The organism is Nonomuraea sp. NPDC050783, from assembly GCF_040802095.1.
Classification (GTDB): Bacteria; Actinomycetota; Actinomycetes; order Streptosporangiales; family Streptosporangiaceae; genus Nonomuraea.
On sequence record NZ_JBFAHK010000032.1, the window covers coordinates 21031 to 46350 of the forward strand.

At 74.0% G+C, this 25320-nt stretch carries 24 protein-coding genes; 4 read left to right on the forward strand and 20 right to left on the reverse strand.

From position 1 onward, the window contains the following. Genes AB0H75_RS45015 through AB0H75_RS45060 form a run of 10 tightly spaced genes read right to left on the reverse strand, consistent with a single transcriptional unit; the run spans position 1 to position 9488 of the window. A complete protein-coding gene (locus tag AB0H75_RS45015) occupies positions 1-594 on the reverse strand; it encodes a hypothetical protein (RefSeq protein ID WP_367807204.1) in 594 nt (197 codons plus the stop codon). Further along, positions 591-1499 (reverse strand): ACP S-malonyltransferase, encoded by a 909-nt coding sequence (locus AB0H75_RS45020; protein ID WP_367807206.1) that lies wholly within the window; start codon positions 1497-1499, stop codon positions 591-593. The genes AB0H75_RS45015 and AB0H75_RS45020 overlap by 4 nt, the downstream gene beginning before the upstream one ends. Positions 1500-1516: 17 nt before the next feature. Continuing rightward, on the reverse strand, positions 1517-2389 hold the full coding sequence (locus AB0H75_RS45025) for an alpha/beta fold hydrolase (protein ID WP_367807208.1): 873 nt from the start codon (positions 2387-2389) through the stop codon (positions 1517-1519). After that, entirely contained in the window at positions 2386-3633 is a 1248-nt protein-coding gene (locus AB0H75_RS45030) for an FAD-dependent oxidoreductase (protein WP_367807210.1), read from the reverse strand. Before AB0H75_RS45030 ends, AB0H75_RS45025 begins: the two co-directional genes overlap by 4 nt. Next, positions 3630-4406 (reverse strand): nitroreductase family protein, encoded by a 777-nt coding sequence (locus tag AB0H75_RS45035; protein ID WP_367807212.1) that lies wholly within the window; start codon positions 4404-4406, stop codon positions 3630-3632. Before AB0H75_RS45035 ends, AB0H75_RS45030 begins: the two co-directional genes overlap by 4 nt. Next, positions 4403-6817 (reverse strand): beta-ketoacyl synthase N-terminal-like domain-containing protein, encoded by a 2415-nt coding sequence (locus AB0H75_RS45040; protein ID WP_367807214.1) that lies wholly within the window; start codon positions 6815-6817, stop codon positions 4403-4405. Before AB0H75_RS45040 ends, AB0H75_RS45035 begins: the two co-directional genes overlap by 4 nt. A 29-nt stretch (positions 6818-6846) precedes the next feature. Further along, positions 6847-7911: an aminomethyltransferase family protein gene (locus AB0H75_RS45045; RefSeq protein WP_367807216.1), complete on the reverse strand. Its 1065-nt coding sequence runs from the start codon at positions 7909-7911 to the stop codon at positions 6847-6849. Positions 7912-7913: 2 nt separating this feature from the next. After that, complete coding sequence (fabZ, locus tag AB0H75_RS45050; protein WP_367807218.1) at positions 7914-8405, reverse strand: 3-hydroxyacyl-ACP dehydratase FabZ; 492 nt, start codon at positions 8403-8405, stop codon at positions 7914-7916. Continuing rightward, complete coding sequence (locus tag AB0H75_RS45055; protein WP_367807220.1) at positions 8402-8704, reverse strand: acyl carrier protein; 303 nt, start codon at positions 8702-8704, stop codon at positions 8402-8404. Before AB0H75_RS45055 ends, fabZ begins: the two co-directional genes overlap by 4 nt. Positions 8705-8738: 34 nt before the next feature. Further along, the gene (locus AB0H75_RS45060; RefSeq protein ID WP_367807222.1) at positions 8739-9488 is read right to left on the reverse strand and encodes a 3-oxoacyl-ACP reductase family protein; all 750 of its coding nucleotides are present in this window, start codon (positions 9486-9488) and stop codon (positions 8739-8741) included. Between the two features lie 143 nt (positions 9489-9631). Between AB0H75_RS45060 and AB0H75_RS45065 the strand changes: the two genes are divergently transcribed. Then, positions 9632-11320 (forward strand): FAD-dependent monooxygenase, encoded by a 1689-nt coding sequence (locus AB0H75_RS45065; protein ID WP_367807224.1) that lies wholly within the window; start codon positions 9632-9634, stop codon positions 11318-11320. Positions 11321-11578: 258 nt separating this feature from the next. On the opposite strand, the gene AB0H75_RS45070 is transcribed toward AB0H75_RS45065, so the two are convergent. Both AB0H75_RS45070 and AB0H75_RS45075 read right to left on the reverse strand, forming a co-directional pair. Beyond that, complete coding sequence (locus AB0H75_RS45070; RefSeq protein WP_367807226.1) at positions 11579-13024, reverse strand: BTAD domain-containing putative transcriptional regulator; 1446 nt, start codon at positions 13022-13024, stop codon at positions 11579-11581. Further along, positions 13021-14220, reverse strand: a complete 1200-nt coding sequence (locus tag AB0H75_RS45075) for a macrolide family glycosyltransferase (RefSeq protein WP_367807228.1) — start codon at positions 14218-14220, stop codon at positions 13021-13023. Before AB0H75_RS45075 ends, AB0H75_RS45070 begins: the two co-directional genes overlap by 4 nt. 167 nt (positions 14221-14387) lie before the next feature. Between AB0H75_RS45075 and AB0H75_RS45080 the strand changes: the two genes are divergently transcribed. Next, positions 14388-15488 carry a DegT/DnrJ/EryC1/StrS family aminotransferase gene (locus AB0H75_RS45080; protein ID WP_367807230.1) on the forward strand — a complete coding sequence of 367 codons (1101 nt, stop codon included), beginning with the start codon at positions 14388-14390 and terminating at the stop codon, positions 15486-15488. 34 nt (positions 15489-15522) lie between these two features. Here AB0H75_RS45080 and AB0H75_RS45085 read toward each other — a convergent pair whose 3' ends face one another. The 3 genes from AB0H75_RS45085 to AB0H75_RS45095 are packed head-to-tail and all read right to left on the reverse strand — an operon-like array spanning position 15523 to position 17986. Next, on the reverse strand, positions 15523-16092 hold the full coding sequence (locus tag AB0H75_RS45085) for a dTDP-4-dehydrorhamnose 3,5-epimerase family protein (RefSeq protein WP_367807232.1): 570 nt from the start codon (positions 16090-16092) through the stop codon (positions 15523-15525). Positions 16093-16095: 3 nt separating this feature from the next. Further along, positions 16096-17316 carry a methyltransferase domain-containing protein gene (locus AB0H75_RS45090; protein ID WP_367807234.1) on the reverse strand — a complete coding sequence of 407 codons (1221 nt, stop codon included), beginning with the start codon at positions 17314-17316 and terminating at the stop codon, positions 16096-16098. 49 nt (positions 17317-17365) lie between these two features. Further along, a complete protein-coding gene (locus AB0H75_RS45095) occupies positions 17366-17986 on the reverse strand; it encodes a DUF1707 domain-containing protein (RefSeq protein ID WP_367807236.1) in 621 nt (206 codons plus the stop codon). Positions 17987-18074: 88 nt separating this feature from the next. Here AB0H75_RS45095 and AB0H75_RS45100 point away from each other — a divergent pair, with 88 nt between their 5' ends. Further along, positions 18075-19538, forward strand: coding sequence for an NDP-hexose 2,3-dehydratase family protein (locus AB0H75_RS45100; RefSeq protein ID WP_367807238.1), 1464 nt, complete (start codon positions 18075-18077; stop codon positions 19536-19538). On the opposite strand, the gene AB0H75_RS45105 is transcribed toward AB0H75_RS45100, so the two are convergent. Next, positions 19519-20370: a TIGR03621 family F420-dependent LLM class oxidoreductase gene (locus AB0H75_RS45105; protein WP_367807240.1), complete on the reverse strand. Its 852-nt coding sequence runs from the start codon at positions 20368-20370 to the stop codon at positions 19519-19521. The two genes, AB0H75_RS45100 and AB0H75_RS45105, sit on opposite strands and share 20 nt — an antisense overlap. Positions 20371-20372: 2 nt before the next feature. Further along, the gene (locus AB0H75_RS45110; protein ID WP_367807242.1) at positions 20373-21089 is read right to left on the reverse strand and encodes a 4'-phosphopantetheinyl transferase; all 717 of its coding nucleotides are present in this window, start codon (positions 21087-21089) and stop codon (positions 20373-20375) included. A 310-nt stretch (positions 21090-21399) separates the two neighbouring features. Here AB0H75_RS45110 and AB0H75_RS45115 point away from each other — a divergent pair, with 310 nt between their 5' ends. Further along, complete coding sequence (locus AB0H75_RS45115; protein ID WP_367807244.1) at positions 21400-22365, forward strand: aldo/keto reductase; 966 nt, start codon at positions 21400-21402, stop codon at positions 22363-22365. On the opposite strand, the gene AB0H75_RS45120 is transcribed toward AB0H75_RS45115, so the two are convergent. The 3 genes from AB0H75_RS45120 to AB0H75_RS45130 form a co-directional block, all read right to left on the reverse strand. Beyond that, positions 22341-23009 carry a response regulator gene (locus AB0H75_RS45120; RefSeq protein ID WP_367807246.1) on the reverse strand — a complete coding sequence of 223 codons (669 nt, stop codon included), beginning with the start codon at positions 23007-23009 and terminating at the stop codon, positions 22341-22343. The two genes, AB0H75_RS45115 and AB0H75_RS45120, sit on opposite strands and share 25 nt — an antisense overlap. Next, positions 22990-23775 carry a sensor histidine kinase gene (locus AB0H75_RS45125; protein WP_367807248.1) on the reverse strand — a complete coding sequence of 262 codons (786 nt, stop codon included), beginning with the start codon at positions 23773-23775 and terminating at the stop codon, positions 22990-22992. The genes AB0H75_RS45120 and AB0H75_RS45125 overlap by 20 nt, the downstream gene beginning before the upstream one ends. 397 nt (positions 23776-24172) lie before the next feature. After that, the gene (locus tag AB0H75_RS45130; protein WP_367807251.1) at positions 24173-25099 is read right to left on the reverse strand and encodes a UbiA family prenyltransferase; all 927 of its coding nucleotides are present in this window, start codon (positions 25097-25099) and stop codon (positions 24173-24175) included. Positions 25100-25320 lie beyond the last annotated feature (221 nt).

A 25320-nucleotide genomic window follows, 5' to 3' on the forward strand; every position in this document is an offset into this window, starting at 1 on the left:
TCACCGTCCTCCTCGCGACTCGAACAACATGACGGGCGGGAGCACCACGCCCTCCCGCCCGGACCCGCCCTCCGGCGAGGAAGGCTTGGGCCCCAGGACAGGGAGCGCGGCCGCTTCGGCGGGCGCGGGTCCCGCGGGGCGGGGCGTGGGCGGGGCGTGGAGGGCGACGGCGAGGGCGTGGGCGGCGGTGTGGCTGAGGGACAGCCGGATGTGCTCCCCCGCTCCCGCCAGGCCGGCCAGCTCGCCGGTCAGGCGGACGGCGGGCGGGTGGCCGTCCAGGCAGGCGGCGTCGCCGCGGCAGGCGCGGGTGGGGCGCGGCAGCACCTCGACCAGGCCGAGCCGGCCGGGCGTGGCGGGCAGGCCGAGCAGCCGCAGCACGGCCCGCTTGCCGGCCAGCCGGCCCGCCCAGTGCTGCAGGGTGCGGCCCCGGGCGGAGCGCACGCGCTCGGCGACGGTGAAGACGTCCCCCAGCGGCACCCTCCCGGGCGGACCGCCATGAAGGTCGCCATGAAGGTCGCCGGGCAGGTCGCGGAGCAGGTCCTCCGGCCGGGCCAGCCCGGCGTGGCCGACGACGGCGCTGCCCCAGCGGTTCACGCCGCCACCGCCTTGGCCAGGCGGCGCAGGGTGCCGGGGTCGGACATGCTCAGGCAGCGGGCCTCGGCCCGGCGCGACAGCCCGGTGAGCACCTTGCTGTCGCCCACCTCCACGCCGGTGGCGATCGCGTCCACGGCGGCGACCGTACGGGTCCACAACACCCGGCCGGTGAGCTGGCCGATCAGCGCCTCGCGCAGCGTGGCCACGTCGGTGGTGGGCTCGCCGGTGACGTTGGGGACGACGGGCACGCGCGGCTCGCGCAGCGTCGTGGCGCGGACCGCCTCGGCCCAGCCGGGCAGCGCGGGGGCCATGAGCGGCGAGTGGAAGGCGTTGCCGACCTGGAGCGGGACGACCTTGGTCGCGTCGGTGGCCAGCGCGGCCAGCCGGTCCAGGGCGAACGGGACGCCGGAGACGACCACGTGGCCGGGGGCGTTCTCCAGCGCCACCACGACCGGCTCGCCGGGGACGCTCGCCGCCTCGGCCAGCTCCTCGACCCGCTCGACGGGCAGCCCCATGACGGCCCGCATGCCGCCGCGCTCGCCGACCGCGGCCATGAGCGCCGCCCGCGTCCCGACCAGCCGGACCGTGTCGGCCAGCGTCAGGGCACCGGCCGCGTGCAGCGCGCTCAGCTCGCCCACGCTGTGCCCGGCCACCACGGCGGCGCGGTGGCCCTCCTCCTCCAGGACGGCCAGCGCGGCCAGGTTGCAGGCCGTCACCGCCACCTGGGCGTGCTCGGTGGCGACCAGCCGGTCCAGCGGCCCGCGGGCGCACAGCGGGGTGATCGGCCGGTCCAGCAGCGTGTCGACCAGGTCCAGCCGGTCCCGCGCGACGGGCCTGCGGCGCAGCCAGGCGCCCATCCCGACGCGCACGGTCCCCTGTCCGGGGAAGAGATAGCCGAGCTTCACGACGCTTCCTCCGGGGGTCAGAGCCGGCGCCGCGGCCGGCGTTCCTCGTGGGCGGGCCGCTCGGTGCCGAGGAAGCCGAGCAGCAGCTTGTTGACCTGTTCGGGAGCGTCGAGCGGCAGCCAGTGTCCTGCGCCCTCGACGCGCTCGTAGCGCCAGGGGCCCTTGACGAACTTGCCGGAGCCGGTCATGCCCTCCTCCAGCAGCGCCTTGTCACCGTCCCCCCAGATGCCGAGCGTGGGGGCGAGCACGGGCGGGAAGGGCCGCGCGGGGCGCAGCTCGGCGGCCGGGGAGCGGTTGGCGCGGTACCAGTTGAGCCCGGCGGTCAGCGCTCCTGGCCGGGCCAGGTCGCGCAGGTAGCGGTCGTGGTCGCCGTCCCGGCCCATGATCTCCTTGAACAGCCGCCAGCCGTTGCGGCGCAGCAGCTCCTCGCTCACGCCGGGGAACTGGTAGAAGAGCATGTACCAGGAGGCGGCCCGCTGCTCGATGGAGGGGGTGGCGAAGACGCCGGGGTGGCCGACCGACAGCACGGCCAGGTGGTCGATCCTGCGGGGCATGAGGAAGGCGTACATCCAGGCGATGGCTGCGCCCCAGTCGTGGCCGACGAGGTGCGGGCGCTTGACGCCCAGCTTCATGGTGAGGGCGACGACGTCGTTGACGATCGTCTGCATGCCGTACGCCTCGATCTCCTGCGGCTTGCCGGAGTCGCCGAAGCCGCGCAGGTCGGGCGCGATGACCCGGAAGCCGCCCTCGACGAGCGCCGGGATCTGGTGCCGCCACAGGTAGGAGGAGTCGGGGAAGCCGTGGAGCAGGATGACGGGGTCGCCCTCGCCCTCGTCCACGTAGGCCAGGTCCACGTCGTTGACGCGGACGACTTTCTTGTCGGTGGTCATGCTGTCTCCCTGAACAGCCGCTCAGCGAAGAACTCGCTGAAGCCGAACTCCGGTACGTCCTCGGGGGCGACCATGTTGAGCAGCCCGGTCACCTGCGCGGCGAAGTTGCGCGCCATGAGCCGGCGCACCCGGCGCCTGCGCTCCAGCGCGGCCGGGCCGAACTCGACGTGCAGCCTGCTGACGATGGAGGCGCCGAACGCCAGCCGCTCCAGCCGGAACTCGCGCTCCTCCACGTAAGGGGCGAACGCCGGCGGCGACCAGTCGGCGGAGGTGAGCAGGATGTCGCAGACGATCCTGGCGTCGCGCATCGCGCAGGACAGGCCGGTGCCGAGCACGGTGTCGGCGTTGCCCGCCTCGTCGCCGATCAGCACCACGCCCTCGGCCAGCGGCGGCCCCTCGGGGACGCTGGAGACCGACGGCCACACCGACAGCGGCCCGGCCGGAATCGCCTCGGTGACCGCCTTGCCCCGGTCGGGCAGGCAGTTCAGCTCGAACGCGGCCAGGAACCGCTCGACGCCGCCCGGCCCCCGGTAGCGGTGCTTGTTGGCGACGGGGAAGTTGAGGTAGAGGCGGGCGCGGCCGTACCCCTGGGGGAAGACCATGAACATGACGTCGCCCTCGGTGCCCATGGCCTGCACGTCCTGCGGCCAGTCGTCGAGGCCCTCGACCATCATGCCGCCGCCCCAGTGGTGCATGGAGTTGCGCATGGTGACGCCGATCTGGCGGCCGATCGTGTTGCCACGGCCGGTCGCGCCGAGCACGATGCGCGGGCGCAGCTCGTGCTCGCCCTCCGGGGTCCGGTACGTCACCACCGGCCGCGGCCCGGCCCGGACGCCGATCCTGGCGGCGTCCATGACCAGGTTCGCGCCGCCGGCCACGGCCTGCTCGGCCATCAGCTCGCACACCTGGTGGTGCGGGAAGGACATCGGGCCGCCGATGCCGGGGATGAAGCGGGTCATGTCCACCGCCTCGACCTCGTCCTCGGTGACGGCCTCGTCCCAGGTCATCCACTCGCGGATCTCCCAGGCGCCGCCGGCGGAGAAGCAGTCGTCCACGCCGAGGCGCTGGGCCTCCCTGATGCCCCACGGGGCCAGCCACTCGCCGCGCACCAGGTCCCGGTAGGCGTCCTGTTTCTCCAGGAGCGTCACCGACAGGCCGCCGGCGACCAGCCGGCAGGCGGCCGACGCGCCCGAGATGCCGCCGCCCACGATGACGACGTCGGGCTGTTCGGGTCGCTGGGTCACGTGCCCCACCTCTCCCAGTAGGTGCGCTCCTTGGCGCTGTAACGGTCGGCGGGGCGGAAGTCGGTGCCCACCGTGTAGGCGACCGGGATCATGCACACCTGCGTGACCCCGGAGGGGATGCCGAGCAGCCGCCCTACCTCGCGCTCGTGCGGCACGTGCAGGCAGGTGATGGTGCTGCCCAGGCCCCGGCTGCGCAGGGCGAGCTGGAAGGACCAAATGGCCGGGAAGATCGAGCCGTAGAAGATGCTGGCGCGGGTCTCGCCGTGCTTGACGAGGTGGCCGGGGTCCTCGGCGACCTTGTCGGCCATGCGCCGCCGCCACGCCTCGTTGATCGCGGCGATGTCCGGCGGGCGGCCGAGCACGCACGGGATCACCAGGGCGGGCACCGCCGCGATGGTCTCGGTCAGCGCCTGGGCGGAGGCGTGGTTGCGGCGGGCCTGGGCGTCGTGGCGGCGGCGTCCCGCCCTGGTCCAGATGTCGTTGAGGTGGAACTGCCAGGACGAGCGGATCATCGCGGCCAGCCGGGCCTTGGTGGCGGGCTCGGTGAGCACCAGCCAGCGCCAGTTCTGGTGGTTGTTGGCGGTGGGGGCCTGGACGGCGACCTCCAGCGCCTCCTGGATGACCTCGCGGGGGACGGGCCTGGCCAGGTCGAGCCGGCGGCGGACGGACCGGGTGGTGGTCAGCAGCCGGTCGGCCTCGGCGACGTCGAACGGCGTGCCGGCCCCCGCGGTGTCCAGGGGTGTGGCGGCCTCGGGCTCGCGGACGGCGGTCATATCGCCTCCAGCAGGACGGCGCCGCGGACCGAGCCGGGGGCCGCGGTCAGCGCCAGCGCGCGGCTCGCGGGCCCCGGCAGGTCCGGCAGGCCGGGGGCGATCCCGTCGCGGACGGCGAGCGCGGCCAGCGCCACGTTGAGCGCGCCGGTGGCCGCCTGGCAGTCGCCGGTCAGCGCGGCGGTGCCGGTGAGCGGCGCGTCAGGCGCGGCGGCGAGCACGGCGGCGGCCTCCTCGCCGCCCGGCGGCAGGCCGGGGGACGTGCCGATGACCAGCTCCGGCGGCCGGCCGGCGAGCAGCGCGAGGCTGTCGGCGAGCGGTCCTGGGCCGTCGCCGGCGGCGTGGCGGGTGGCGCCCACCTTCGCGTACGGGGTGCCGCCGCGCTCGGCGCAGTGCTCGGCCGACTCGACCACGAAGGCCACGGCGGCCGATCCCTTGACCGGCTCGGCGCCGCCGTCCCCGTCCGGCGAGGGCGGGGCGGATCCGTCCGGAGCAGGCGGGGCGGATCCGTCCGGAGCAGGCGGGGCGGATCCGTCCGGAGCAGGCGGGGCGGATCCGTCCGGAGTGGGCGGGCCGGACGCCTCGTCGGCGGCGACGACCAGGACCACCTCGGCCTTGCCCGCCCGGATCATCTCCAGCGCGCAGTCCAGGGCGATCGAGGCCGACGCCCCGCCGTTGCAGATCGTGGTGGTCGGCCCGCGCAGGCCCAGGGTCTGGCAGACCGCGCCGCCGGTGGCGTTCAGCACGACGTTGGAGAAGCTGAGCACGGCCGGCTTGTTGGGGTTGGCCGCGATGCTCTCGTCGAAGCCGCCGGTGCTCTCGGCCGACCCGGCGCCGGTGGCGAAGACCAGGCCCACGTCGTCCAGCGCCTTCCTGGGCAGCTTCAGCCCGGCGTCCTCCCAGGCCAGGCGGGAGGCGGCGATGGCCATGCGGGACAGGTGGTTCATGTGCCGCCACAACGAGCGCGGCGCGTACGTGCGCCCGTCCAGCGACGGCGGCCGCCCGGGGGCGCGGCGGCCGGTGGCGAGGGCCTCGGCGACCTCGGCGATGCCCGCGCCGACGCCGGTCACGGGGCCCAGCCCGGTGATCACGGCGGTCCGCTCCGGCAGCTCCGCGTACGGGCGGGGGCCGCGCGGCGCGGTGAGCACGAGCGAGACGTTGTTGCCGCCGAAGGCGTAGTTGTTGGACACGACGGTGTCGATGGGCATCGGGCGGGCCCGGTCGGGCACGAAGTCCAGGTCCGCCGCGCCGGCGGCGCCGCCGTCGAAGCCGATGGTGGGCGGGGCGGTGGCGTGGCGCAGGGCCAGCACGCTCGCGACCGCCTCGACCGCGCCGGCCGCGCCCAGCGTGTGGCCCACGAACGACTTGATGCTGCTGGTCGGCACCTGCCCGGCCCGCTCGCCGAAGACCAGGCGCATGACCTTGGCCTCCATCGCGTCGTTGGCCGGCGTGCCGGTGCCGTGGCCGCTGACGTAGTGGACGTCGCTCGTGGTGAGCCCGGCGTCGGCCAGCGCCCGCCGCACCGCGCCGGCCCCGCCGCGGCCGGTGGGGTCGGGGGCGGTGGCGTGGTAGGCGTCGGCGGACAGGCCGTAGCCCGCCACCTCCGCCAGGGGCGTGGCGCCGCGGGCCAGCGCCAGGTCCAGCGGCTCCAGCAGCAGGAACGCCGCGCCCTCGCCGAGGTTGAGGCCGTCGGAGCGGCTGTAGGGGCGGCACGGGCCGGTGCTCAGGGCTTGCAGGCCGGCGAAGCCCGCGTACGTGCCGAACAGCAGCGGGTCCACGCCGCCCGCCAGGACCGCGTCCGCCTCGCCGGTGAGGATCTTGTCCTTGGCCAGGCCGACGGCGTTGCCCCCGGCCGCGCAGGCCGTGGAGACCAGGACGCGCGGGCCGAGCAGGCCCAGCCGGGTGGCCACCACGTCGGCCGTGCGGTGCATCGGCTGGTAGCGGCCCGCCGCGTCGGGGGTGGCCTGGCACTTGCCGAGGATGATCCCGAACCGGCCCGGGGCCGGGCCGCCGCCCGCCGGGCCCGTCCCCGACCGGTCCTGGCCGGGGCCGTCGCTCGGCGGTCCCGTCCCCGACCGGTCCTGGCCGGGACCGCCGCCCGCCGGACTCGTCCCTGACTCGTCCTGGTCGGGGCCGCCGAGTGGCAGGCCCGCCTGCTCGATCGCCTGGCGGGCGGCGACGAGGGCGAGCTTGGCCGTGCGGTCGTGACCGGTGTCCTCGGGGGGCAGCTGGCCGTCGATCCAGGCGTCCGGCACCTGGCCGGCGTGCCGGGCCGTGAACACGGCGAACGCCTCGTCCTCGATCGGGGTGAGTGCGCCCTGGCCGGCCACGAGCCGGCTCCAGAACTCGGCGGGGTCGCGCCCGGCGGCGCAGATGATGCCCAGGCCGGTGACCACGACGGGCCGCAGCGCCATGCTTGTCTCCTTCTCCGCGCGCCGGCCGATCAGATGATCGGGATGCTCCAGCTCTTGGGCACGATGTAGGGGCTGGTCAGCGTGGTCACGGTCTGGCCGGCGACGGTGAGGTCCAGCCCGGCCGCGGCCAGGTCGGGGTCCACCCGGGCCAGGCCGAGGGTGGCGCCGAGCCCGACGCTGTGCACGGCGTGCACGATCTCGCCGACGTCCTGGCCGCCCGCCTGCACGCGGGTGCCGGGCGTCGGGATGCCCGCGCAGCCGGTGAAGCCGATCGTGCGCCGGCCGCCGCCTGCCTCGAACGCCTCGACCACGGCGTCCTTGCCGACGAACTCGTCCTTGGTGACGTCCACCAGCCAGTTGGCGCCGATCTCGATGACGGTGGCGCCGGGGGTGGCCTCGTGCCGCGGGATCGGCTGGCGGACCTCCAGCATGGCCAGCTCCAGCGCCTCCAGGCCGGCCGGGGTGGCGTGCTCCAGCGCGCGGGCCCACAGGGTGGCGGCCGCCTCGATGGGGACGATCACCTGGTAGCCGTACTCGCCGGTCAGGCCGGTACGGGCGAAGACGATGTCCACGCCGTCCCAGGTGGCCTCCGCGACCGACTCGAACGGCAGCGAGGCCAGCTCGGCGTCGATCAGGCGGCCCACGACGCCCCAGGCGTAGGGGCCCTCCAGGCCGATGGCGGTCAGGTCGCCCGAGCGGTCGGTGATCTCGACGCCGTCCTCCTGGTGCGCCCGCAGGTGCTCCAGCAGCCGGTCGCCCGCGCCGCAGGAGCTCTCCAGGAGCAGGCCGTCCTCCCGGCCGAAGGCGACGACCTGGTCCACGACCTGGCCGTCGTCGTCCAGGACGAGGCTCATCATGCAGCGGTCGGAGGTGAGGTACTCGACGTCGCGGGCCAGCAGGCGCTGGGCGAAGTCCACGGCGGCGGGGCCGGTGATCTCGATGAGACGGTGCCCGCCGAGGTCGAGGAGGGCGGCCCGCTCGCGCAGCACGCCGTACTCCTCGCCGGTCGAGGCGAAGCGCAGGGGCACGGTGGCGTCGCCCACCTCGCCGTACACGGTGTCCGTCGGATGCGTGGTCGCGAGGACGCTTGGCATGTTCACACCTTTCGCGAAGTGCGTTGCGACGCCGGATCGGCGATCGTGAGGTTTCCTTCGGCGGCGACCTGGCCGTCCACCCGGGCGCAGACCCGGAACTCGGCGAACCCGCCGCCGCCGGCGGTCCGCTCGGCCGTGAGGGTGACCTGGTCGCCCGGGACGATCGGGCGGCGGAACCGCATCGAGCGGACCCCCGCCAGGTAGCTGATCTCGCTGGCGCCCGCCAGGGCGAACACCACCCCGGACAGCTGCGCCAGGGCCTCGACGATCACCACGCCGGGCAGCACGGCCTCGCCGGGGAAGTGGCCCTGGAACCACAGCTCGGTGCCGGCGACGTTCTTGGTGGCCGTGCCCTTGACGCCGGGGACCACCGCGCCGACCCGGTCCAGCAGCAGCATGGGCCAGCGGTGCGGCAGCACCTGCCGCACCTGGTCGTGGGTGAGCCCGGCGACCGCCTTCGGCGCGGGCGCCGGTGCCTGCTCGGCGACCGTCATGCCGTCGCCCGCAGCGCCGGGTTGACCTCGTCGGCCAGGCGCGACACCGAGCCGAACACCGCCATCTCGCTGTCGTAGAGCGCCACGCCGAACTCGGCCTCGATGGCGACGTACAGCTCCAGCACGTCGAGGCTGTCCAGCTCCAGGCCGCGGCCGAACAGCGGCTGGTCGTCGGTGATCCAGTCCGGCTCGATCTCCAGGTCGAGCCTGGAGACGATCATCTTCTTGATCTGGCTGCAGGTCTGCTGCCGTTCGGCCGCCTTGGCGCGCAACTCGTCGGCGGTCATGGCGTGGGTCATGGCGTGCTCCTTGTACGGGGGTGAGTGGGGGCGCTCAGCCGAGACCGCCGCCGTGGGCGACGACCACGGAGCCGGACATGTAGGAGGCTTTGTCCGAGGCCAGGAAGCTGACGATGGAGGCGATCTCCTCGGGCCGGCCCATGCGGCCGAGCCGGATGCGGGACTCGTACTGCTTCTTGAGGTTCGCGGGCACCTTGCGCGTCATGTCGGTGGCCACGAAACCGGGGCACACCACGTTGGCCCGCACGCCGTGCGGGGCCGCCTCGTTGGACAGGGCGTGGGTGAAGGCGACGATCGCGCCCTTGGAGGCCACGTAGTTGGTCTGGCCGGGGAAGCCGCCGTCCAGGCCGCTGGAGGAGGACAGGGTGACGATCGCGCCGCTGCGCTGGTGCTGCATCAGCTTGAGCCCCTCCCGGCAGGCCAGGAAGGTGCCGATGAGGTTGGTCTCGATGGGCGCGCGGAACTGGTCCAGGCCCATGGCGATGAGGTAGCGGTCGGCGGTGATGCCGGCGCTGGTCACCAGCACGTCGAGGCGCCCGTGCTCGGTGCGCACGAGGCGGAACATCGCGCGTACCGACTCCTCGTCGGTCACGTCCGCGCGGACCGCCGCCGCGCTGCCGCCCTCCTGCTCGACGAGGGCCACCACCTCTTTGGCCTCGCGCTCGGAGCGCGCGTAGTTCACCAGGACGTGGGCGCCCTCCCTGGCCAGGTCGAGCGCGACGGCACGGCCGATCCCGCGCGACCCGCCGGTCACCAGCGCCACGGTGCCCTGCGCAAACAGCATGATGGACTCCAGGAATTCGACATTCGCCGATCGGCGCGAATCTGAATCTGCCTCCACAAGCTACTAAGTCGCGTTATCACGCCTGTATCACGCGGTTATCCCGGCATTGACCGGAACAATCGCGATATATGACTCTGGGCCTCATGAAAGAGCTCGAGGTCGAGGTTTTGGTGGTCGGCGGCGGACCGGTGGGGCTTTGCGCCGCCATCGAGCTCTCCCGTCTCGGAATATCGACGTTGCTGGTCGAACGGCACCCGGGAACGTCGATTTTCCCGAAGGCCCGGCTGGTCACCACCCGGACGATGGAGCTCTTCCGCGCCTGGGGGATCCAGGAGGAGGTGGAGGCCGCCGGCATGCCGCGCGAGGAGTACCTCGCGGTGGGCGTCGGCAGCTCGCTGAGCGCGCCCGACTTCGTGCGCGCGGCGGCCGAGCTGGACCGGGACGCCCCGCAGAGCCCCACCTACACCTTCCTGTGCGCCCAGGACGTGCTGGAGGTCATCCTGCGGCGCCTCGCGACCGCGCGGGCCGACGTGCGCTTCGGCACCGAGCTGACCGACGTGCGCTTCGGCACGGGGCCGGCCGGCGTGCGGTCCTCGGCCGGCGGCGGGGTGGCGGCCGTCGTGTCCGGGCCCGGGGGCGAGGAGACCCTGGTGCGCTGCCGCTACCTGGTGGCCGCCGACGGCAGCCGCAGCGGCGTCCGCGACCGCCTCGGCATCGCCTGGGAGGGCCCGCCGCCGCTCGGGCACATGATCAGCATCATGTTCGAGGCCGACCTCGGCTTCCTGCCCGCCGACCGGCGCGCCGCCCTGTCCTTCCTGACCGACCCGCCGTGCGCCGTCGAGGCCGTGGACCACCGCGAGCGCTGGATGGTGCAGACCGGCTACGAGCCCGAGCAGGGCGGCAGCCCCGAGGACTTCACCGAGGAGGTGTGCCTGCGCGCCGTGCGGGACGCCGTCGGCGTGCCCGGCCTGCCGGTGCGGCTGCTCGGCGTGCTGCCGTGGCTGCAACAGGCGATGCTCGCCGCCGCGTTCCGCGCCGGGCCGGTCTTCCTCGCGGGGGACGCGGCGCACGTGGCGACGCCGCAGGGCGGGTTCGGGATGAACTGCGGCATCCAGGACGCGCACAACCTGGCCTGGAAGCTGGCCGCCGTGCTGCGGTGGGGGGCCGGGGAGGAGCTGCTGGAGACGTACGAGGCCGAGCGGCGGCCGGTCGCCCGGCGTACCGTGGACGAGAGCCTGGCCAACGCGCTGATCACCTGGCAGATGATGGAGGGGCGGCTGCCCATGGCGGAGGCCATCAGGCAGCAGGCCGGGCGGCGCAGCTCCGAGGGGCTGGTGCTGGGCTTCCACTACGACTCGGCGGCCGTCGTACCGGACGGCACCGCGCCGCCGGCGATCGACGACCCTTACCGGACGTACGTGCCGGTCGCCCGCCCGGGACACCGCGCCCCGCACGTGTGGCTGTCGAACGGCTCGCCGGGCGGCGCTCCTGGCGACGGGCGCGTCTCCACCCTCGACCTGCTGGGCCCCGGCTTCACGTTGCTGTCCCCAGCGGGGAGCGGCTGGGCCGAGGCGGGCACGCGGGCCGCCGCCATGACGGGCGTCCCCCTCACCGCCGTGGAGATCGCCGGCGACGACACGCCCGGCATCCCGTCCTCCCCCACCTGGGCCAAGGAGTACGGCCTGGGCCCGCAGGGCGCGGTCCTCGTCCGCCCGGACGGCCACGTCGGCTGGCGCACCCCGGCCGCCGCCCCCGCCCCCACCGCGTTGACCACGACCCTCACCACCCTCCTGTCCCACCCCTCCCCCACCCCGGCATCCCCCTCTCCCTGACCATCGCCACCCCTACCGACACGGCATGGCCGCTCAGAGAAAGAGGCGACCGAGCCCCTCCCCCACCGGTGCCGCGCCCCGACGATCGGAGGGGGTGCGGGCGGGCCAGGTGGAGGCGCCGACAAGCCCTCCCTGGTCGGCGCCGCGCCCGAGCGCCGCGGCGTGGCCGTTCGGAGGGAAGGGCGGACGGAGCAGGCGGGCGTGCGCCCCTCCCCCACTGGTGCCGGAGCCGAGCGGGGGGGTGGAGGGGTGCCCGGGTCAGGCGGCCGGGGGGCGGGAGTGGAGGCGGGCGGCGGCCAGGCGCAGGGAGAGGGGGTTGCCGCAGGAGGCGGCCACCAGGTCGCGGACCGCGTCGTCCCCGTGCGGCGCCGCCCCCACCAGCGGCCCCACCAGCAGCCCCGCCAGCTCCCTGGCCGCGTCCTCGGGCAGCGGGCGCAGGAACGCGCGGTGCGCCCCCTGCCTGGCCACCAGCTCGTCCAGGGGACCAGCGGCGGTGACCACGACGCGGCAGCGCGCCCCGCCGGGCAGCAGCGGCAGCACCTGGTCGCCGTCCCGCGCCCCGTCCAGCACCACCAGCAGCCGCCGCGAGGCGGTGCAGCTTCGGTAGAGGGCGAGCTTCTCGTCCGGGTCGGCGGGCAGGTCGGAGGGGGGTACGCCGAGCGCGCGCAGGAACCGGTCGAGCACGGCGTCCGGCGCGGCCCCGGCCATGTCGGCGTGGAGCTGGCCGTCCGGGAAGGCGTCGAGCCGGGCGTGCGCCCAGTGCAGCGCGAGGCTGGTCTTGCCGACCCCGGCCGGACCACTGATGATCATGAAGGGGGCGGCCCCGTCGTCGCCGAGCAGGGCCGCGTCCAGGGCGGACAGCTCGCCCGACCGCCCCACGAACGGCAGGACCTGCGGCGGGAGCTGGCAGGGCACCACCCCGGCCGGCCTCGGCGCCGCCGCGGGCGGGCGCATCAGGTGGGACTCGTCCCGCAGGATCTGCTCGTGCAGCCGCCGCAGCGCGGGCCCGGGCTCCAGGCCGATCTGTTCCAGCAGGTAGCGGCGCGTCTCCTGGTACGTCCGCAGCGCCTCGGCCCGCCGCCCCGCCCGGTACTGGGCCAGCATGAGCTGGGCCCGCACCCGCTCGCGCAGCGGCCACTCCGCCACCAGCGCCAGCAGCTCGGGGATCACCTGGTGGTGGCGGCCGAGCCCGATCTCCAGCTCCAGGCAGGTCTCCAGCGCCTCCAGCCGGGACTCCTCCATGCGCGCCGCGTCGTAGCGCAGCCCTCTGATGTCCTCGAACGGCCGCCCCTGCCACAGCGCCAGCGCCTCGCGCAGCAGCAGCACGGCGGCCTCGGCCTGGCCGTCGCCGGCCAGCGCGCGGGCGCGGGAGACCTTGGAGGCGAAGCGCAGCCAGTCGATGCTGTCGGGCGCGGCCCGCAGCAGGTAGCCGGGGCTGGAGGTCTCGATCACCCCGGCGCCGAGCGTGCGGCGCAGCCGGGAGACGCAGATGGCGACCTGCCGCCAGGCGCTGGGCGGCGCGGACCCGGCCCACACCGCCTCGATGAGCCGTTCGACGCTCATGACGCGGTTGGCGTTCAGCAGCAGGCTGGCCAGGATGACCAGCTCGCGGTTGGCGCTCATGGGCAGCTCGACGCCGTCCTTGACCACTCTGAGCGGCCCCAGGACGTGGAAGGCGTACGCGGGCGCCGGGGCCGCCGTCACGCCGCCGCCCGGGACGGGAGGCGTTCGAGCACGTCGGCGGCGCGGGCGGCGCCGCCGCAGGCGCGGATCTCGGCGCTCATGGCGGCCGTGGCCCGCCGTACCCGGGAGTCGGCGACGACGGCGAGCACCTGCTCGGCCACGTCGGCGGCGGTGAGCCCGGCGGGGTCGAGCACGCGGCCGAGGCCCAGCTCGCCGATGCGGCGGGCGACCGGCCGGTCCATGGCGGTGGTGGGGACGACCACCACGGGGCGGCCCCGGTACAGGGCCTCCATGATGGTGCCGAGCCCGCCGTGGGTGACGGCCACGCTCGCGTGCCGCAGCACGCTCAGGTGCGAGACCCGCCGGAGTGGCTCGACGGTGGGCGGCAGCGGGCCGAGGACGGCGGGGTCCACGCCGTCGGGCAGCGTGACCACGGTGCGCCAGGGCAGCCCGGCGAGGGCCTGGGCGCAGGTACGCAGCAGCTCGGGCCTGGTGGTGCCGACGCCGCCGAACGACAGCAGCGCGACCGGCAGCCCGTCGCCGGGCGGCTCCCACTCGGCCAGGAACCGCCGCTCGCCGATGCAGGGCCCGACGAAGGTGAACCGCTCGTCGAAGGTGTCCCCGGCGTACTGGAACGAGCGCGGCAGCGCGACCAGGTTGGAGTCCTGGACCTGCCACCACAGCTCGGCGGGGTCCTCGTGGACGCCGTGCGCCCGCGCCAGCGCGCCGATCCTGGCCACCATGCCGTCCGCCCAGCCGGGCAGCTCCCGGTCCAGGCGGCCGGCGTCCCCGCCCTCGTAGGTCGAGGACAGGACGGAGTAGTGGGCGTTGGAGGCGAAGATGGGGATGAGCTGGGTCGCCGGCAGGCCGGTGGCCCTGGCCAGGATGCGGCCGGCGTGCAGGGTCGAGATGTCGTAGGCGATGGCGTCGGGCCGCTCCGGCAGGCGGGCGGCGGCGGCGAGCATGGCCTCGCTCTCGTCGAGCAGCAGCGACAGCAGCGCGAGCAGGTCGTCCTCGGCCGCGCGGGAGCGCACCCGCTGGTACGGCGAGTCGTAGGTGACGACCTCCGCCCCGGCCCCGGCGACCGCGGCCGCCATGCTCGCGCCGGTGAGATAGGTGACGCGGTTTCCCCGTCGCGTCAATTCGGCGACCACGGCAAGTGTCGGAATGACATGCCCGTGGTCGGGAAAACACATGAAAAGCTGATGCCCCGTCATGGTTATTCTTCCGGTCCATTCGCGTCATTCGTGCCATCGTCACCGTAATGAGCGTGGCGATCACTCGTCACCCCCTATTCCTCCCCTCATGAACGGCCGCGCATCTAGGGGTTCCGCGGCGCGGCGGCAGGGTTTTCACTGGGGCCGGAGTCTCTAGGAGGACGACGATGCCCACCCGTGTCTGGGACTATCTGCCGGAATACGAAACAGAGCGCGCCGACATTCTGGACGCCGTCGAGACGGTCTTCCGCTCCGGCCGGCTCATCCTCGGCGAGAGCGTGCGCGGCTTCGAGGAGGAGTTCGCCGCCTACCTCGGCGTGCGGCACTGCACCGGCGTGGACAACGGCACCAACGCCGTCAAGCTGGCCCTGCAGGCGCTGGGCGTCGGCCCCGGCGACGAGGTGATCACGGTGTCCAACACGGCCGCGCCGACGGTGGTGGCCATCGACGCCGTGGGCGCGAGGCCGGTGTTCGCCGACATCGACGCGGAGACGTACCTGATGGACGTCTCCCAGGTGGAGGCGCTGATCACGCCGCGGACGCGGTGCCTGCTGCCGGTCCACCTGTACGGCCAGTGCGTGGACATGGCGCCGCTGGAGCGGCTGGCCGCCGCGCACGGCCTGGTGATCATGGAGGACTGCGCGCAGGCGCACGGCGCCCGCCACCACGGCCGCACGGCCGGCTCGATGGGCCACGCGGCGGCCTTCTCCTTCTACCCGACGAAGGTGCTGGGCGCGTACGGCGACGGCGGCGCGGTCGTCACCGGCGACGACGCCACCGACCAGGCGCTGCGCCGGCTGCGGTACTACGGGATGGAGCAGACGTACTACGTCGTGGAGACCCCGGGCCACAACGCCCGGCTGGACGAGGTCCAGGCCGAGATCCTGCGCCGCAAGCTGACCCGCCTGGACGCCTACCTGGCCGCCCGCCGGGCCGTCGCCGACCGTTACGCCGAGGGCCTGGCGGGCACCGATCTCGTCCTGCCCGCCACCGCTCCCGGCAACGAGCACGCCTACTACGTGTACGTGGTGCGCCACCCCCGCCGCGACGAGATCATCGAGGCGCTGCGCGACCACGACATCCACCTCAACATCAGCTACCCCTGGCCGGTGCACACGATGTCAGGCTTCGCCCACCTGGGCTACGCGCCGGGCAGCCTGCCGGTGACCGAGGCCCTGGCCGGGGAGATCTTCTCCCTGCCGATGTACCCGTCGCTGCCCGCCGGCCTCCAGGACAAGGTCATCGCCGCGCTGCGCGACGCCTTGTAGATCGTCGCGCCGCGCGACGCCTTGTGAGCAGCCCTCAGCCGTCGTAGCGGGGCAGCAGGCCCTGGGCCGCCGCCTCGGCCAGCGTGGGGGCCCGCCGGTCGCGTTCGGACAGCACCGGTGGGCCCGGCGGCAGCCGCAGCCCGAGCTCGGGGTCGAAGACCGACAGCGCCAGCTCGTGCTCCTTGCGGTACTCCTCCGAGAGCATGTAGCAGACGACCGTGTCGTCCTCCAGCGCGGCGAAGGCGTGGCCGACGCCGGGCGGCAGGTAGACGGCGGTGCCGCTCGCGGGGGTCAGCTCCAGCGCCTCCCACCGGCCGAACGTCGGCGAGCCCGCCCGCAGGTCCACCACGTAGTCCAGCGCCCGCCCGGCGGCGCAGTAGACGTACTTGGCGGTGCCGGGCGGTACGAGCGTGTAGTGCACGCCGCGCACCACCCCGCGCATGGAGACGCTCCTGCTGGCCTGCGCGACGGGGAACAGCCGCCGCCCGGTCGCCGCGGTGAAGGTCTGCTCCTGGTAGGGGGAGGCGAAGTCGCCGCGCTCGTCGGCGAAGACCTGGGGGAAGAACGCGTGGGCGCCGGCGACGGCCAGTTCGCGGTGCTCCATCGGTCAGGCCCGCACCAGGTGGACCTCGGGCACGTAGAGGATCCACGTGCCGCCGGCCGCCGCGAAGCCGGTCTCCTTGGCCATGATCTCCTCGGCGTGGTTCCACGCGAACAGCACCGCGTAGTCGGGGTAGGGGTCGGCGAACGCGCCGGGGTCGCGTACCGGGATGCGCGAGCCGGGCGTGAGCCTGCCCTGCTTGGCGGGGGTGGTGTCGCTGACGAAGGTGATCAGGTCGGGGCCGATGCCGCAGTAGTTGAGCACGGTGGCGCTTTTGGCGGTGGCGCCGTAGCCGTAGACGCGGGCGCCCTGCTCGCGCAGGCCGGTGAGGAGCTCGACCAGGCGCTCGCGGGTGGCGGCGACGCGGTCGGCGAAGCGGTGCAGGGTGGCGGGCTCGTGCAGCGCGGCGGCCTCCTCGGCGGCCAGCAGCGCGGCGACGGCCGGGGTGGGCTTCCTGGCGCCCCGGCGGGCGAGGGTGTAGCGGACCTCGCCGCCGTGCACGGGCAGCCGTTCGACGTCCACGAGCTCGAAGCCGTGCCTGCGGGCCAGGCCGCGTACGGTGGTGGCGCTGAAGAAGTAGAAGTGCTCGTCGTAGATCTGGTCGAAGGAGGCGCGCTCGACGATGTCGCCCAGGTAGGGGTCCTCGAAGACGAACACGCCGCTCGGCCGCAGCAGCGCGTCCAGCCCCTTCATGATCGAGTCGAGGTAGGGGATGTGGCACAGGGTGTTGGCCGCGTACACGACGTCGGCGGGGCCGTCCTCGGCCAGGATCGCGGCGGCGGTGGCGGCCTCGAAGAAGTCCTTGCGGACCCGCACGCCCTTGGCCGCCGCCACGTCGGCGACCCCGCCGGACGGCTCGACGCCGAGGTGCCGCACCCCGGCCCGGGCGATCGCCGCCAGCATGGCGCCGTCGTTGCAGCCCAGCTCCACCACGAACGGGTCGGGCCCGGTCAGCTCGGTATCCAGCAGCCGCCCGGCCAGGCTCTCGAAGTGCGCGCGCATGACCGACGAGCCGGAGGACAGGTACGGGTAGTCCGCGTGGAACATGCGCTCGCGCGGCACCTCCTCCAGCAGCTGCACCATCGAGCAGCCGGTGCACACGCCCACGGCCAGCCGGAAGGCGAACGGCTCGGGCGGGCCGCCGGGGGCGGCGAAGGCGTCGGAGAGCGGCTGGCTCCCGAAGTCGGCGAACGGGTGGAGACGGCCCGAACAGATCCGGCACGCCATGCGATCCTCCTCAGGTTGACGGGCTCAGTGGCCGCTCAGGTGGCCGCGTTCAGCGGGCCGGGCGGCGGTACCTCACCCAGACGTCGCCCGTCTGCACGTAGCCGGTGAGGCGCACCGTGACGCCGTCGGGGGCGAGCGGCACGGGCGGATGGTTGTGGACGGCGCCCATCCAGCGGCGCAGGACGTCCTCGTCGCGGACCCGCCAGCCGCGCGGGACCACGACGACGATGTCACCGAACCAGGAGGTGATCTCGACGTCCAGCACGACCTCGCGGTACGGGCAGTCGGCGCGGGTGAAGTCGACGCGGACCTTGCCCCAGCGGCCCGCCTTGGCGCTCAGGTGCGCCGGGACCGTCCAGCGGCCCGCCTGTTCCACCCGCCCGCTGACGGTGTGCAGCTCCAGCACGCCGCCGCCGTCGGGGAGCGCGGGCAGCCCGGCGGTGGCGGTGACGGTGACGGTGGCGGGTACGGGCGGGCCGGATAACTCGGGCACGGGCAGGTCGGCGATGACCTCGTCCAGGTCGCCCAGCGTGCGGGCGGTGTAGGCGCGGTCGACGCGCTCGTGCAGCTCCTCCAGGGTGATGCGCCCTTCGGCGACCGCGACGCGGAGCATCTCGGCCACCCGTTCGCGGTCGCGGTCGCCGGCCCGCACTTCCCGATGATCGGTCATGGCGTCCACATTAGAAGGCTAAGGAGGCCCGGCCCACCCGAAGAACCCCTAACCCCCGGTCAGGGGGCACGACCGGGACGAGCAGGGGTTGAGGCCCCTGCCGCCCCGTGACAGCTTCGGCGGCATCGGACGGCCGCGACGCTGTGAGGGGTGTGTCATCATCGACGTTCACGACTGGCTGCGCGCGGTCGCCGGGCTGACGTCCATGCGGGTGACCCGGGTGCCGCTGGAGGAGCTGGCCGGCTGGCGGGCCGACCCGGCGACGGGCGACCTGCGCCACGCCAGCGGCGGCTTCTTCGCCGTCGAGGGGCTCGACGTGCGCCGCCCGGGATGGGCGGTGCCCGGCTGGAGCCAGCCGATCATCAACCAGCCCGAGGCGGGCATCCTGGGCATCCTGCTGCGCCGCGTGGACGGGGTGCCGCACCTGCTCATGCAGGCCAAGAACGAGCCGGGCAACCCGGAGGGCGCCCAGCTCTCCCCCACTGTGCAGGCCACCCGCAGCAACTACACGAGGCTGCACCGGGGGCGGGCGGTGCCGTACCTGGAGCTGTTCCGGCGGCCGCGCGGGCGGGTGCTGGCCGACGTGCGGCAGTCGGAGCAGGGCGCGTGGTTCTACCGCAAGCGCAACCGGAACATGGTCGTGGAGGTACGCGAGGACGTCGAGGCCGCCGAGGGCTTCCGCTGGCTGCCGCTGGGCCGGGTGCGGGAGCTGCTGTCGGTGCCCGACCTGGTGAACATGGACGCCAGGACGGTCCTGGCCTGCCTGCCCGACCTGGACGGCGGCGAGCCCGGCCCGCGCTGGGACGACGAGCCCGGCCCGCGCTGGGACGACGGCGGCTTCGGCGCGGCGGTCGCCCGCTCCCGCGATCCGCGCGCCGGCGCCCGGCACGGCCTGCCCGAGCTGCTGAGCTGGCTCAGCGGCATGCGCTCGACGGTGGACGTGCACGCCAGGCCCGTGCCGCTGAACCAGGTCCGGCGGTGGCGGCGCGCCGACGGCCGGATCGCGCACGAGAGCGGCCGCTTCTTCGAGGTGATCGGGGTGCGCGTGGAGGCCGGCGGCCGCGAGGTGACCTCCTGGTCCCAGCCGATGATCGCCCCGGTCGGGACGGGCGTGGTCGCCTTCCTGGTACGCCGCATCGACGGCGTGGTGCACGCGCTGGCGCACGCCCGCGTCGAGCCCGGCTACACCGACGTGGTGGAGCTGGCCCCGACCGTGCAGTGCACGCCGGGCAACTACGACCACCTGCCGCCCGCGGCCCGCCCGCCGCTGCTGGCGGAGGTGCTGGCCGCGCCGCCCGGGCGGGTCCGCTTCGACACGGTCCTGTCGGAGGAGGGCGGGCGGTTCTACCACGCCCGCAACCGCTACCAGGTGATCGAGGTGGACGACGACCCGCTGCCCGGCCACCCGGCCTTCCGCTGGATCGCCCTGCACCAGCTCGACGAGCTGCTGCGGCACAGCTACTACCTGAACGTGCAGGCCCGCACGCTCAACGCCTGCCTGCACGCCCTGGCGCAGCCGGTCCGCGAGCCGGTCATCGCAGGCGTTCGATGACCTTGCCGAAGTCGTCCATCGCCGAGTCCATGACGGTGACGTAGGAGAAGCCGAAGCGCTCCTCGTCCATGCGGATCTGCTCGGCGATCTGCGCCGGCGTGCCGACGTGCAGGGTCGGCACCTCCAGCAGCTCCTCGGTGGTCAGGTCGGGGGCGTAGCGCCGCAGGCTCTCCACGCCCGCGCGCCGGTCCCCGGTCAGCACCGTGGCCTTGGACAGCACGTTGAGCCGGGGCCGCGCCGCCCGCCCGCCGGCCCCCGCCCGCCCGCCGGCCGCCGCCCGCGCGTACGCCACCCGCTCCAGCAGCGCGCCGGCGGTGACCAGCGCGGTGCGGCCGTACTCGGGACGGTAGGGCGCGCCGGTGAAGGAGATCGTGTCGGCGTGGCGGGCGGCCAGGCCCAGCACCCGGTCGCCGTGGCCGCCGATCAGGAGCGGCGGCCGGACGGGCAGCCGCTCCAGCGCGCCGACCAGCTCCGCCAGCCGGGCGACGCGGGTGGCCGCGTCGAAGGGCAGCCCGGCGGCGGCGAACTCGGCCCGCACGTAGCCGGTGCCGAGCCCCAGCTCCAGGCGGTCGCCGAGCAGGCCGGCGGTGGTGGTGACGTCCCTGGCGAGCAGGGCGGGGCGGTGGAAGCTGGCGTTGAGCACGTACGTGCCGATCGTCGGGCGCTCGGTGGCCTCGGCGGCGAGCACCGCGGTGGGGAAGGGCGACAGGAGGTTGAGGTGGTCGGGCACCGCGATCACGTCGAAGCCCAGCGACTCGGCGCGGCGGCACCGGCCGAGCCATTCCTTCCTGGTGGCGCCCTCGGCGATGAGCACGACCCCGAACGTCGTCATGGTCAGGCGGCCTTTCCTGCGGCGGGCTTTCCTGCGGCGGGCTTTCCTGGGGCGGGCTTTCCTGCGGGCGGGACGGTCACGGCGATCGCGGTCAGCACCAGGCCGCGCCCGGCCATCCACCGCCCGCCGAAGCCGCTCACCCGCCTGCCCTGCCACCGGGGGCCGGTGACGAGAAGGCGGGCGTCGAACGTGCCACGCTCGGGATCGAGGTCGATCACGGCGTCATGGAAGTCGAGCCAGCGCCGCGCCAGGGGGTACCACGCCTTGTAGACCGACTCCTTGGCGCTGAACAGGACGCGGTCCCAGCTCGTGCCGGGGTGCTCGGCGGCCAGCCGGCGCACCATCTCGCACTCCTCGCGGACGGCGACGGCCTCCAGCACGCCCGGCGGCAGCGGCCCCTCGGGCTCGGCGTCGATGCCGATGGCGCCGGGCGCGGCGCTCACGGCGGCGGCGCGGTAGCCGGCGCAGTGGGTGATGCTGCCGACCACGCCGGGCGGCCAGGCGGGCTCGCCGTGCGGGCCGGTCAGCACCGGGACGGGGGCCACGCCGAGGCGTTCCAGCGCCCGGTGGACGCAGTGGCGCGCGGTGGTGAACTCCCTGCGGCGTTTCTCGGCGGCCCGCCGGACCAGCTCGGCCTCCTCGGGGAAGAGCGTGACACCGGGCGGGTCGGTGAAGGTGTCGAAGGTCATGACGGTGGCGGGCAGGATCTCCTCGATCACCCAGACCTCCTCTCGCTCGGCACAACACCGGCACAACACCGGCACATCACCGGCACAGTAACCAAAACGGATATTTTACGAATAGACCATTACGGGAGTTCTGTGGCCTGAGCACCGAGAATTAGGGGTTCGCATAGGGGCCGAGAACGCCTACCTTCTTGCTGTGACCCACCGGCGATGTCCTACGATCTCGTCGGGGTTTGCGGCGATATGCCACTAGCCCCTTTACCCGCGATGAGGATGACAGTAAATTTGCACGCACCTTGACTGCTTCTGTTGAGCGACACACTCGCGGCGCGAAGGGGATTTCGTGCGATACACGAGGCTGGGTCCGGCGGGGCCGGTGGTCTCCGCCATCGGGCTCGGCTCGCTCGCCCTCTGCGGTGCCTACGGCCCGGTGGACCACGACGAGGCCGGCCGGCTGATCCGCCGCGCGCTCGACGCGGGCGTCACCCTGCTCGACACCGCCGACTTCTACGCCGCCGGCGAGGTGGAGAGCCTGATCGGGCGCGCCCTGGCCGGCCGGGCCGACCAGGTGGTGGTCGCCACGCGGGGCGGCGTGCGCCTGGACGACCCGGCGGGGCCGCTGGTCTTCGACGCCGACCCCGACCACCTGGAGAGGTCCTGCGACGCCTCGCTGCGGCGCCTGCGCACCGACTGCATCGACCTGTACTACCTGCACTGCCGGGACGACCGGGTGCCGCTGGAGGCCAGCATGGCCCGGCTGTCGGAGCTGGTCATGGCCGGCAAGATCCGGCATCTGGGCCTGTCCGGCGGCACGCCCGAGCAGATCAAGCGGGCGCACGCGGTGCACGAGCTGTGCGCGGTCGGCGTCGAGTACTCCCTGTGGGGGCCGCCCCCGTCATCCGTGCTGCTCGACACCGCCCGCGAGCTCAACCTCGCCGTGGTCGCCGCCCGCCCGCTCGGCCGGGGCTTCCTCGCCGGGCGCATGCGCCAGCAGGACCAGCTGGCCCCCGGCGACTGGCGGCACGCCGACCCCCGCTTCCGGCCCGAGCACCGGCGCGTCGCCGACCGGCGGCTGCGGGCGCTGGAGACCGTGGCCTCCCAGCTCGACCTCGGCACCGGGCGGCTCGCGCTGAGCTGGCTGTTCTCCCAGGGCGAGCACGTCGTGCCCGTCCCCAGCACCCGCGACCAGGTGCACCTGGAGATGAACCTGGCGGCCGCGTCGGTCCGGCTGCCGCCCCACGTCCTCGACATGCTGGCCGGCCCGCTGCCCGCCGGCCACTACGCTCAGTCGCCCTCGGCCCTGGTCTGAGGCTGGATCAGCGACGCGGCCACGGCCTTGTTGACCGCGTCGATCCGCGAGACGGCGTTGAGCTTGACGAAGATGTTGCGCATGTGCCGCTTCACGGTGGCCTCGGCCAGGCCCAGGCGGCGGGCGATCTGCACGTTGCTCAGCGCCTGCGCGGCGAGCTGCAGCACCTCCACCTCCTTCTCCGACAGGACGCCGTTCCTCGGCGACTCGACGCGGGCCAGGCTGTGGGTGGAGACGGCGAGCACGATGCGCGAGGCGTCCTCGTGGACGCTGTGCACCGCGGCGATCAGCTCGTGCCGGTGCACGCTCTTGAGCAGGTAGCCCCGGATGCCGGCGACCAGCAGCCGGGACAGCAGCTGCGGGCCGTCGTACATGCTGAGGATGATGATCCGGGTCTGCGGCGAGAGCCTGCGCATGCGGGCGACGGTCTCGGTGACCTCGTCGCCGGGGATCTCGACGTCGAGCAGGACGACGTCGGGCTGGGTCCGGGCGACGGAGGAGACGGCGCCCTCGGAGTCGCCCGCCTCGCCCACGATCGCTATGTCGCCGTCGGACTCCAGGATCTCCCGCAGCCCCTCGCGGAACAGCGCGTGGTCGTCCACCAGGACGACGGAGATCGGGGCCTCAGAGGTCGGTGCGGCCACGGGACTGCCTCGCGAGGGGGATGAACAGCTCGACGAGACACCCCTGCCCCGGCTCGCTGGAGACGATGGCGCGGCCGCCGAGCAGCTCGGCGCGCTCGCGCATGGACGCCAGGCCCACCCCGCCGCGCCCGCGCACGGCGGCCGGGTCGAAGCCGCGCCCGTTGTCCTGCACGGAGGCGAACAGCTCGTGCGGCGCGATGTTCACCCGGACCAGGACCATCGCCGGGCAGCCGTGGGCCAGCGCGTTGCGCACGGCCTCGCGCACGATGAGGAAGGCCTCGTCCAGCACGCGGGGGTCGGCCCACGACTCGTCGCCGCTGACGGTGAGCGCGACGCTGACGCCGTCGTCCTCGACCGCCTCCAGGAAGCCCATGAGCGCCTTCTCCAGGCCCCGCAGCGGGGTCTGCGGATGCAGCTCGGAGGTGAGCTGCCGCAGGTTCTCCATGGTCTCCAGGATGGCCTGCTGCACCACGCTGATCTTGGCCGTGGCGCGGGCGCTGTCGGACATCCGGTACGCCTCCGACAGCGCGAGCTGCTGGTGGGCGACGCTGATGCCGTGGCCGATGCGGTCGTGCAGCTCGCGGGCGATGCGCCGGCGCTCCTCCTCCTGGGCCCGGTGGACCTGGTTGAGCAGGAAGCTGTGGTAGCTCTCGGCGGACTCGCGGATGCGCCGCGACAGGCTCTCCTCCATGCCCGCGATGGCCAGCACGAACAGCTCCCCGGGGCCGTCGGACTCGGCGGCTATTCGCCGCGCGATATGACGCATGGCGCAACGGAAAAAAAGTGAGCCCGCCTCAAGTGAGGCCTTGGGGTGAGCGCCGTCCGAGGCCCGGACATTTCCCAGTTCCCATGCTTGAAATTTGTACAGTTCACTTACCTGAACCTTGCCGGCGCGTAGCGTGGCCGCGACGTCGTCCAGGACATGCCCGGCAGTGGCGAGAGCCTGGTCCCTGGCGCGCTGATCTGCGAAAACGACGCTACCGGCGGACTGGAGGACGGACTCGAACTCGGCGAGGATTTCGTCTCGACATAATTCGACAAATCTCGCCGGATCCCCCGCCGCCCCGTGTACCGCGTTCAATGTCCCCCCTCCGCCGCCGCGGGACGAGTGTCCGAACGCCCCTAACTATCCCCTGCCCTGAGCAACGGCGCAACATTTGTGGTCATATGTGGCACACAAGTGCGGTCAGGTGAACGAGGTGTTGCGTGCCCATGAACGCGCCGTAAGAGCGGCGCCGGCGGCTGCGTTCCTCCACCGCCGCGCTGCCGTCCGGACCGGGCACCGGCACGGGCGCGGGCGCGAGCAGGCCCGTCGTCGTCACGGCGGCGACGCCCACGGCCAGCGCCAGCGAGACGCCCACCAGCGGCACCCTGAACAGCACGACCGCCAGCGCGAAGAAGGTCAGCAGCGCGAACGCCGCCACGATCATCACGCACCGTGAGCGCCGCTCCCCCACCCGGACGCCGAGGGTGCGCCGCCCGGCGGCGGCGTCGCCCTGGATGTCGGACAGGTCCTTGGCGGGCACGCCGACGAACATCATCCAGCAGATGGCCACGGCGGCGAAGAGCATCAGCGCGGGCGGCAGCGCGACGTCGGCTCCCCCGGTCGCCACGACGAACCCGCCGAGATAGGCCAGCATGCCCGACAGGCACAGCACGCCCATCGTGCCGCCCGCGCTGCCCTTCAGCGGCACCGGCGGCCCCGAGTACAGGTAGCCGAGGACCAGATTCCCGGCGATGATCCAGAGCATCGGGCCGGGCAGGCCGAGGGTGGCCAGCAGCGCCACCCAGGCCGCCACGGCGGCGACGGCCATGGCGTGCGCCGGGTCGAGGTCGCCGCGGGCGATCGGCCGGCCGGAGGCGTTGATGCGGTCCTCGACGACGTCGGTGACGCCGTTGAAGAGGTAGACCGCGAGGATGGACAGGACCCAGGCGAGCGCGCCTCGCAGGATCGTGAGCGGATGGTCGTGGGCGGCCGCCACGGGCAGGGCGAGGGCGACGCCGGTGAGGAAACGGAGAAGGGAGACCCCCAGGACCAGCGGGCGGGCCTCGACGACACAGAGCACGGCAACACGCAGGATGGCCGTCATGAGCGGAGTGTGGCCCGCCTTACGGATCACGTTAAGAGGCGGGATCCGAAAGGGGTAGCGGGGGTGCGCCTTTCGATACCCCTCCCGTGCTCACCCCGGATATCCTGCCCGAACTCCTGACCCCTGGTCTTGTCCGGGTCCCGGACCCCCTATAGCTTCGGCCGTTGTCAGCCGGATTTCCACTGTCACCGCCGGATTCCTCGGGTACGGATCGGCCGGCC

What these genes read in the sequence shown, in the direction of transcription:
- fabZ (WP_367807218.1), bottom strand. Translation starts at nt 8,405, where the DNA reads ATGACGGTCGCCGAGCAGGCACCGGCGCCCGCGCCGAAGGCGGTCGCC.
- AB0H75_RS45060 (WP_367807222.1), bottom strand. Translation starts at nt 9,488, where the DNA reads ATGCTGTTTGCGCAGGGCACCGTGGCGCTGGTGACCGGCGGGTCGCGC.
- AB0H75_RS45125 (WP_367807248.1), bottom strand. Translation starts at nt 23,775, where the DNA reads ATGCGTCATATCGCGCGGCGAATAGCCGCCGAGTCCGACGGCCCCGGG.
- AB0H75_RS45040 (WP_367807214.1), bottom strand. Translation starts at nt 6,817, where the DNA reads ATGGCGCTGCGGCCCGTCGTGGTCACCGGCCTGGGCATCATCTGCGCC.
- AB0H75_RS45105 (WP_367807240.1), bottom strand. Translation starts at nt 20,370, where the DNA reads ATGACGACGTTCGGGGTCGTGCTCATCGCCGAGGGCGCCACCAGGAAG.
- AB0H75_RS45090 (WP_367807234.1), bottom strand. Translation starts at nt 17,316, where the DNA reads ATGGCGTGCCGGATCTGTTCGGGCCGTCTCCACCCGTTCGCCGACTTC.
- AB0H75_RS45035 (WP_367807212.1), bottom strand. Translation starts at nt 4,406, where the DNA reads ATGACCGCCGTCCGCGAGCCCGAGGCCGCCACACCCCTGGACACCGCG.
- AB0H75_RS45075 (WP_367807228.1), bottom strand. Translation starts at nt 14,220, where the DNA reads ATGACGGGGCATCAGCTTTTCATGTGTTTTCCCGACCACGGGCATGTC.
- AB0H75_RS45130 (WP_367807251.1), bottom strand. Translation starts at nt 25,099, where the DNA reads ATGACGGCCATCCTGCGTGTTGCCGTGCTCTGTGTCGTCGAGGCCCGC.
- AB0H75_RS45080 (WP_367807230.1), top strand. Translation starts at nt 14,388, where the DNA reads ATGCCCACCCGTGTCTGGGACTATCTGCCGGAATACGAAACAGAGCGC.
- AB0H75_RS45065 (WP_367807224.1), top strand. Translation starts at nt 9,632, where the DNA reads ATGAAAGAGCTCGAGGTCGAGGTTTTGGTGGTCGGCGGCGGACCGGTG.
- AB0H75_RS45095 (WP_367807236.1), bottom strand. Translation starts at nt 17,986, where the DNA reads ATGACCGATCATCGGGAAGTGCGGGCCGGCGACCGCGACCGCGAACGG.
- AB0H75_RS45085 (WP_367807232.1), bottom strand. Translation starts at nt 16,092, where the DNA reads ATGGAGCACCGCGAACTGGCCGTCGCCGGCGCCCACGCGTTCTTCCCC.
- AB0H75_RS45045 (WP_367807216.1), bottom strand. Translation starts at nt 7,911, where the DNA reads ATGCCAAGCGTCCTCGCGACCACGCATCCGACGGACACCGTGTACGGC.
- AB0H75_RS45025 (WP_367807208.1), bottom strand. Translation starts at nt 2,389, where the DNA reads ATGACCACCGACAAGAAAGTCGTCCGCGTCAACGACGTGGACCTGGCC.
- AB0H75_RS45055 (WP_367807220.1), bottom strand. Translation starts at nt 8,704, where the DNA reads ATGACCCACGCCATGACCGCCGACGAGTTGCGCGCCAAGGCGGCCGAA.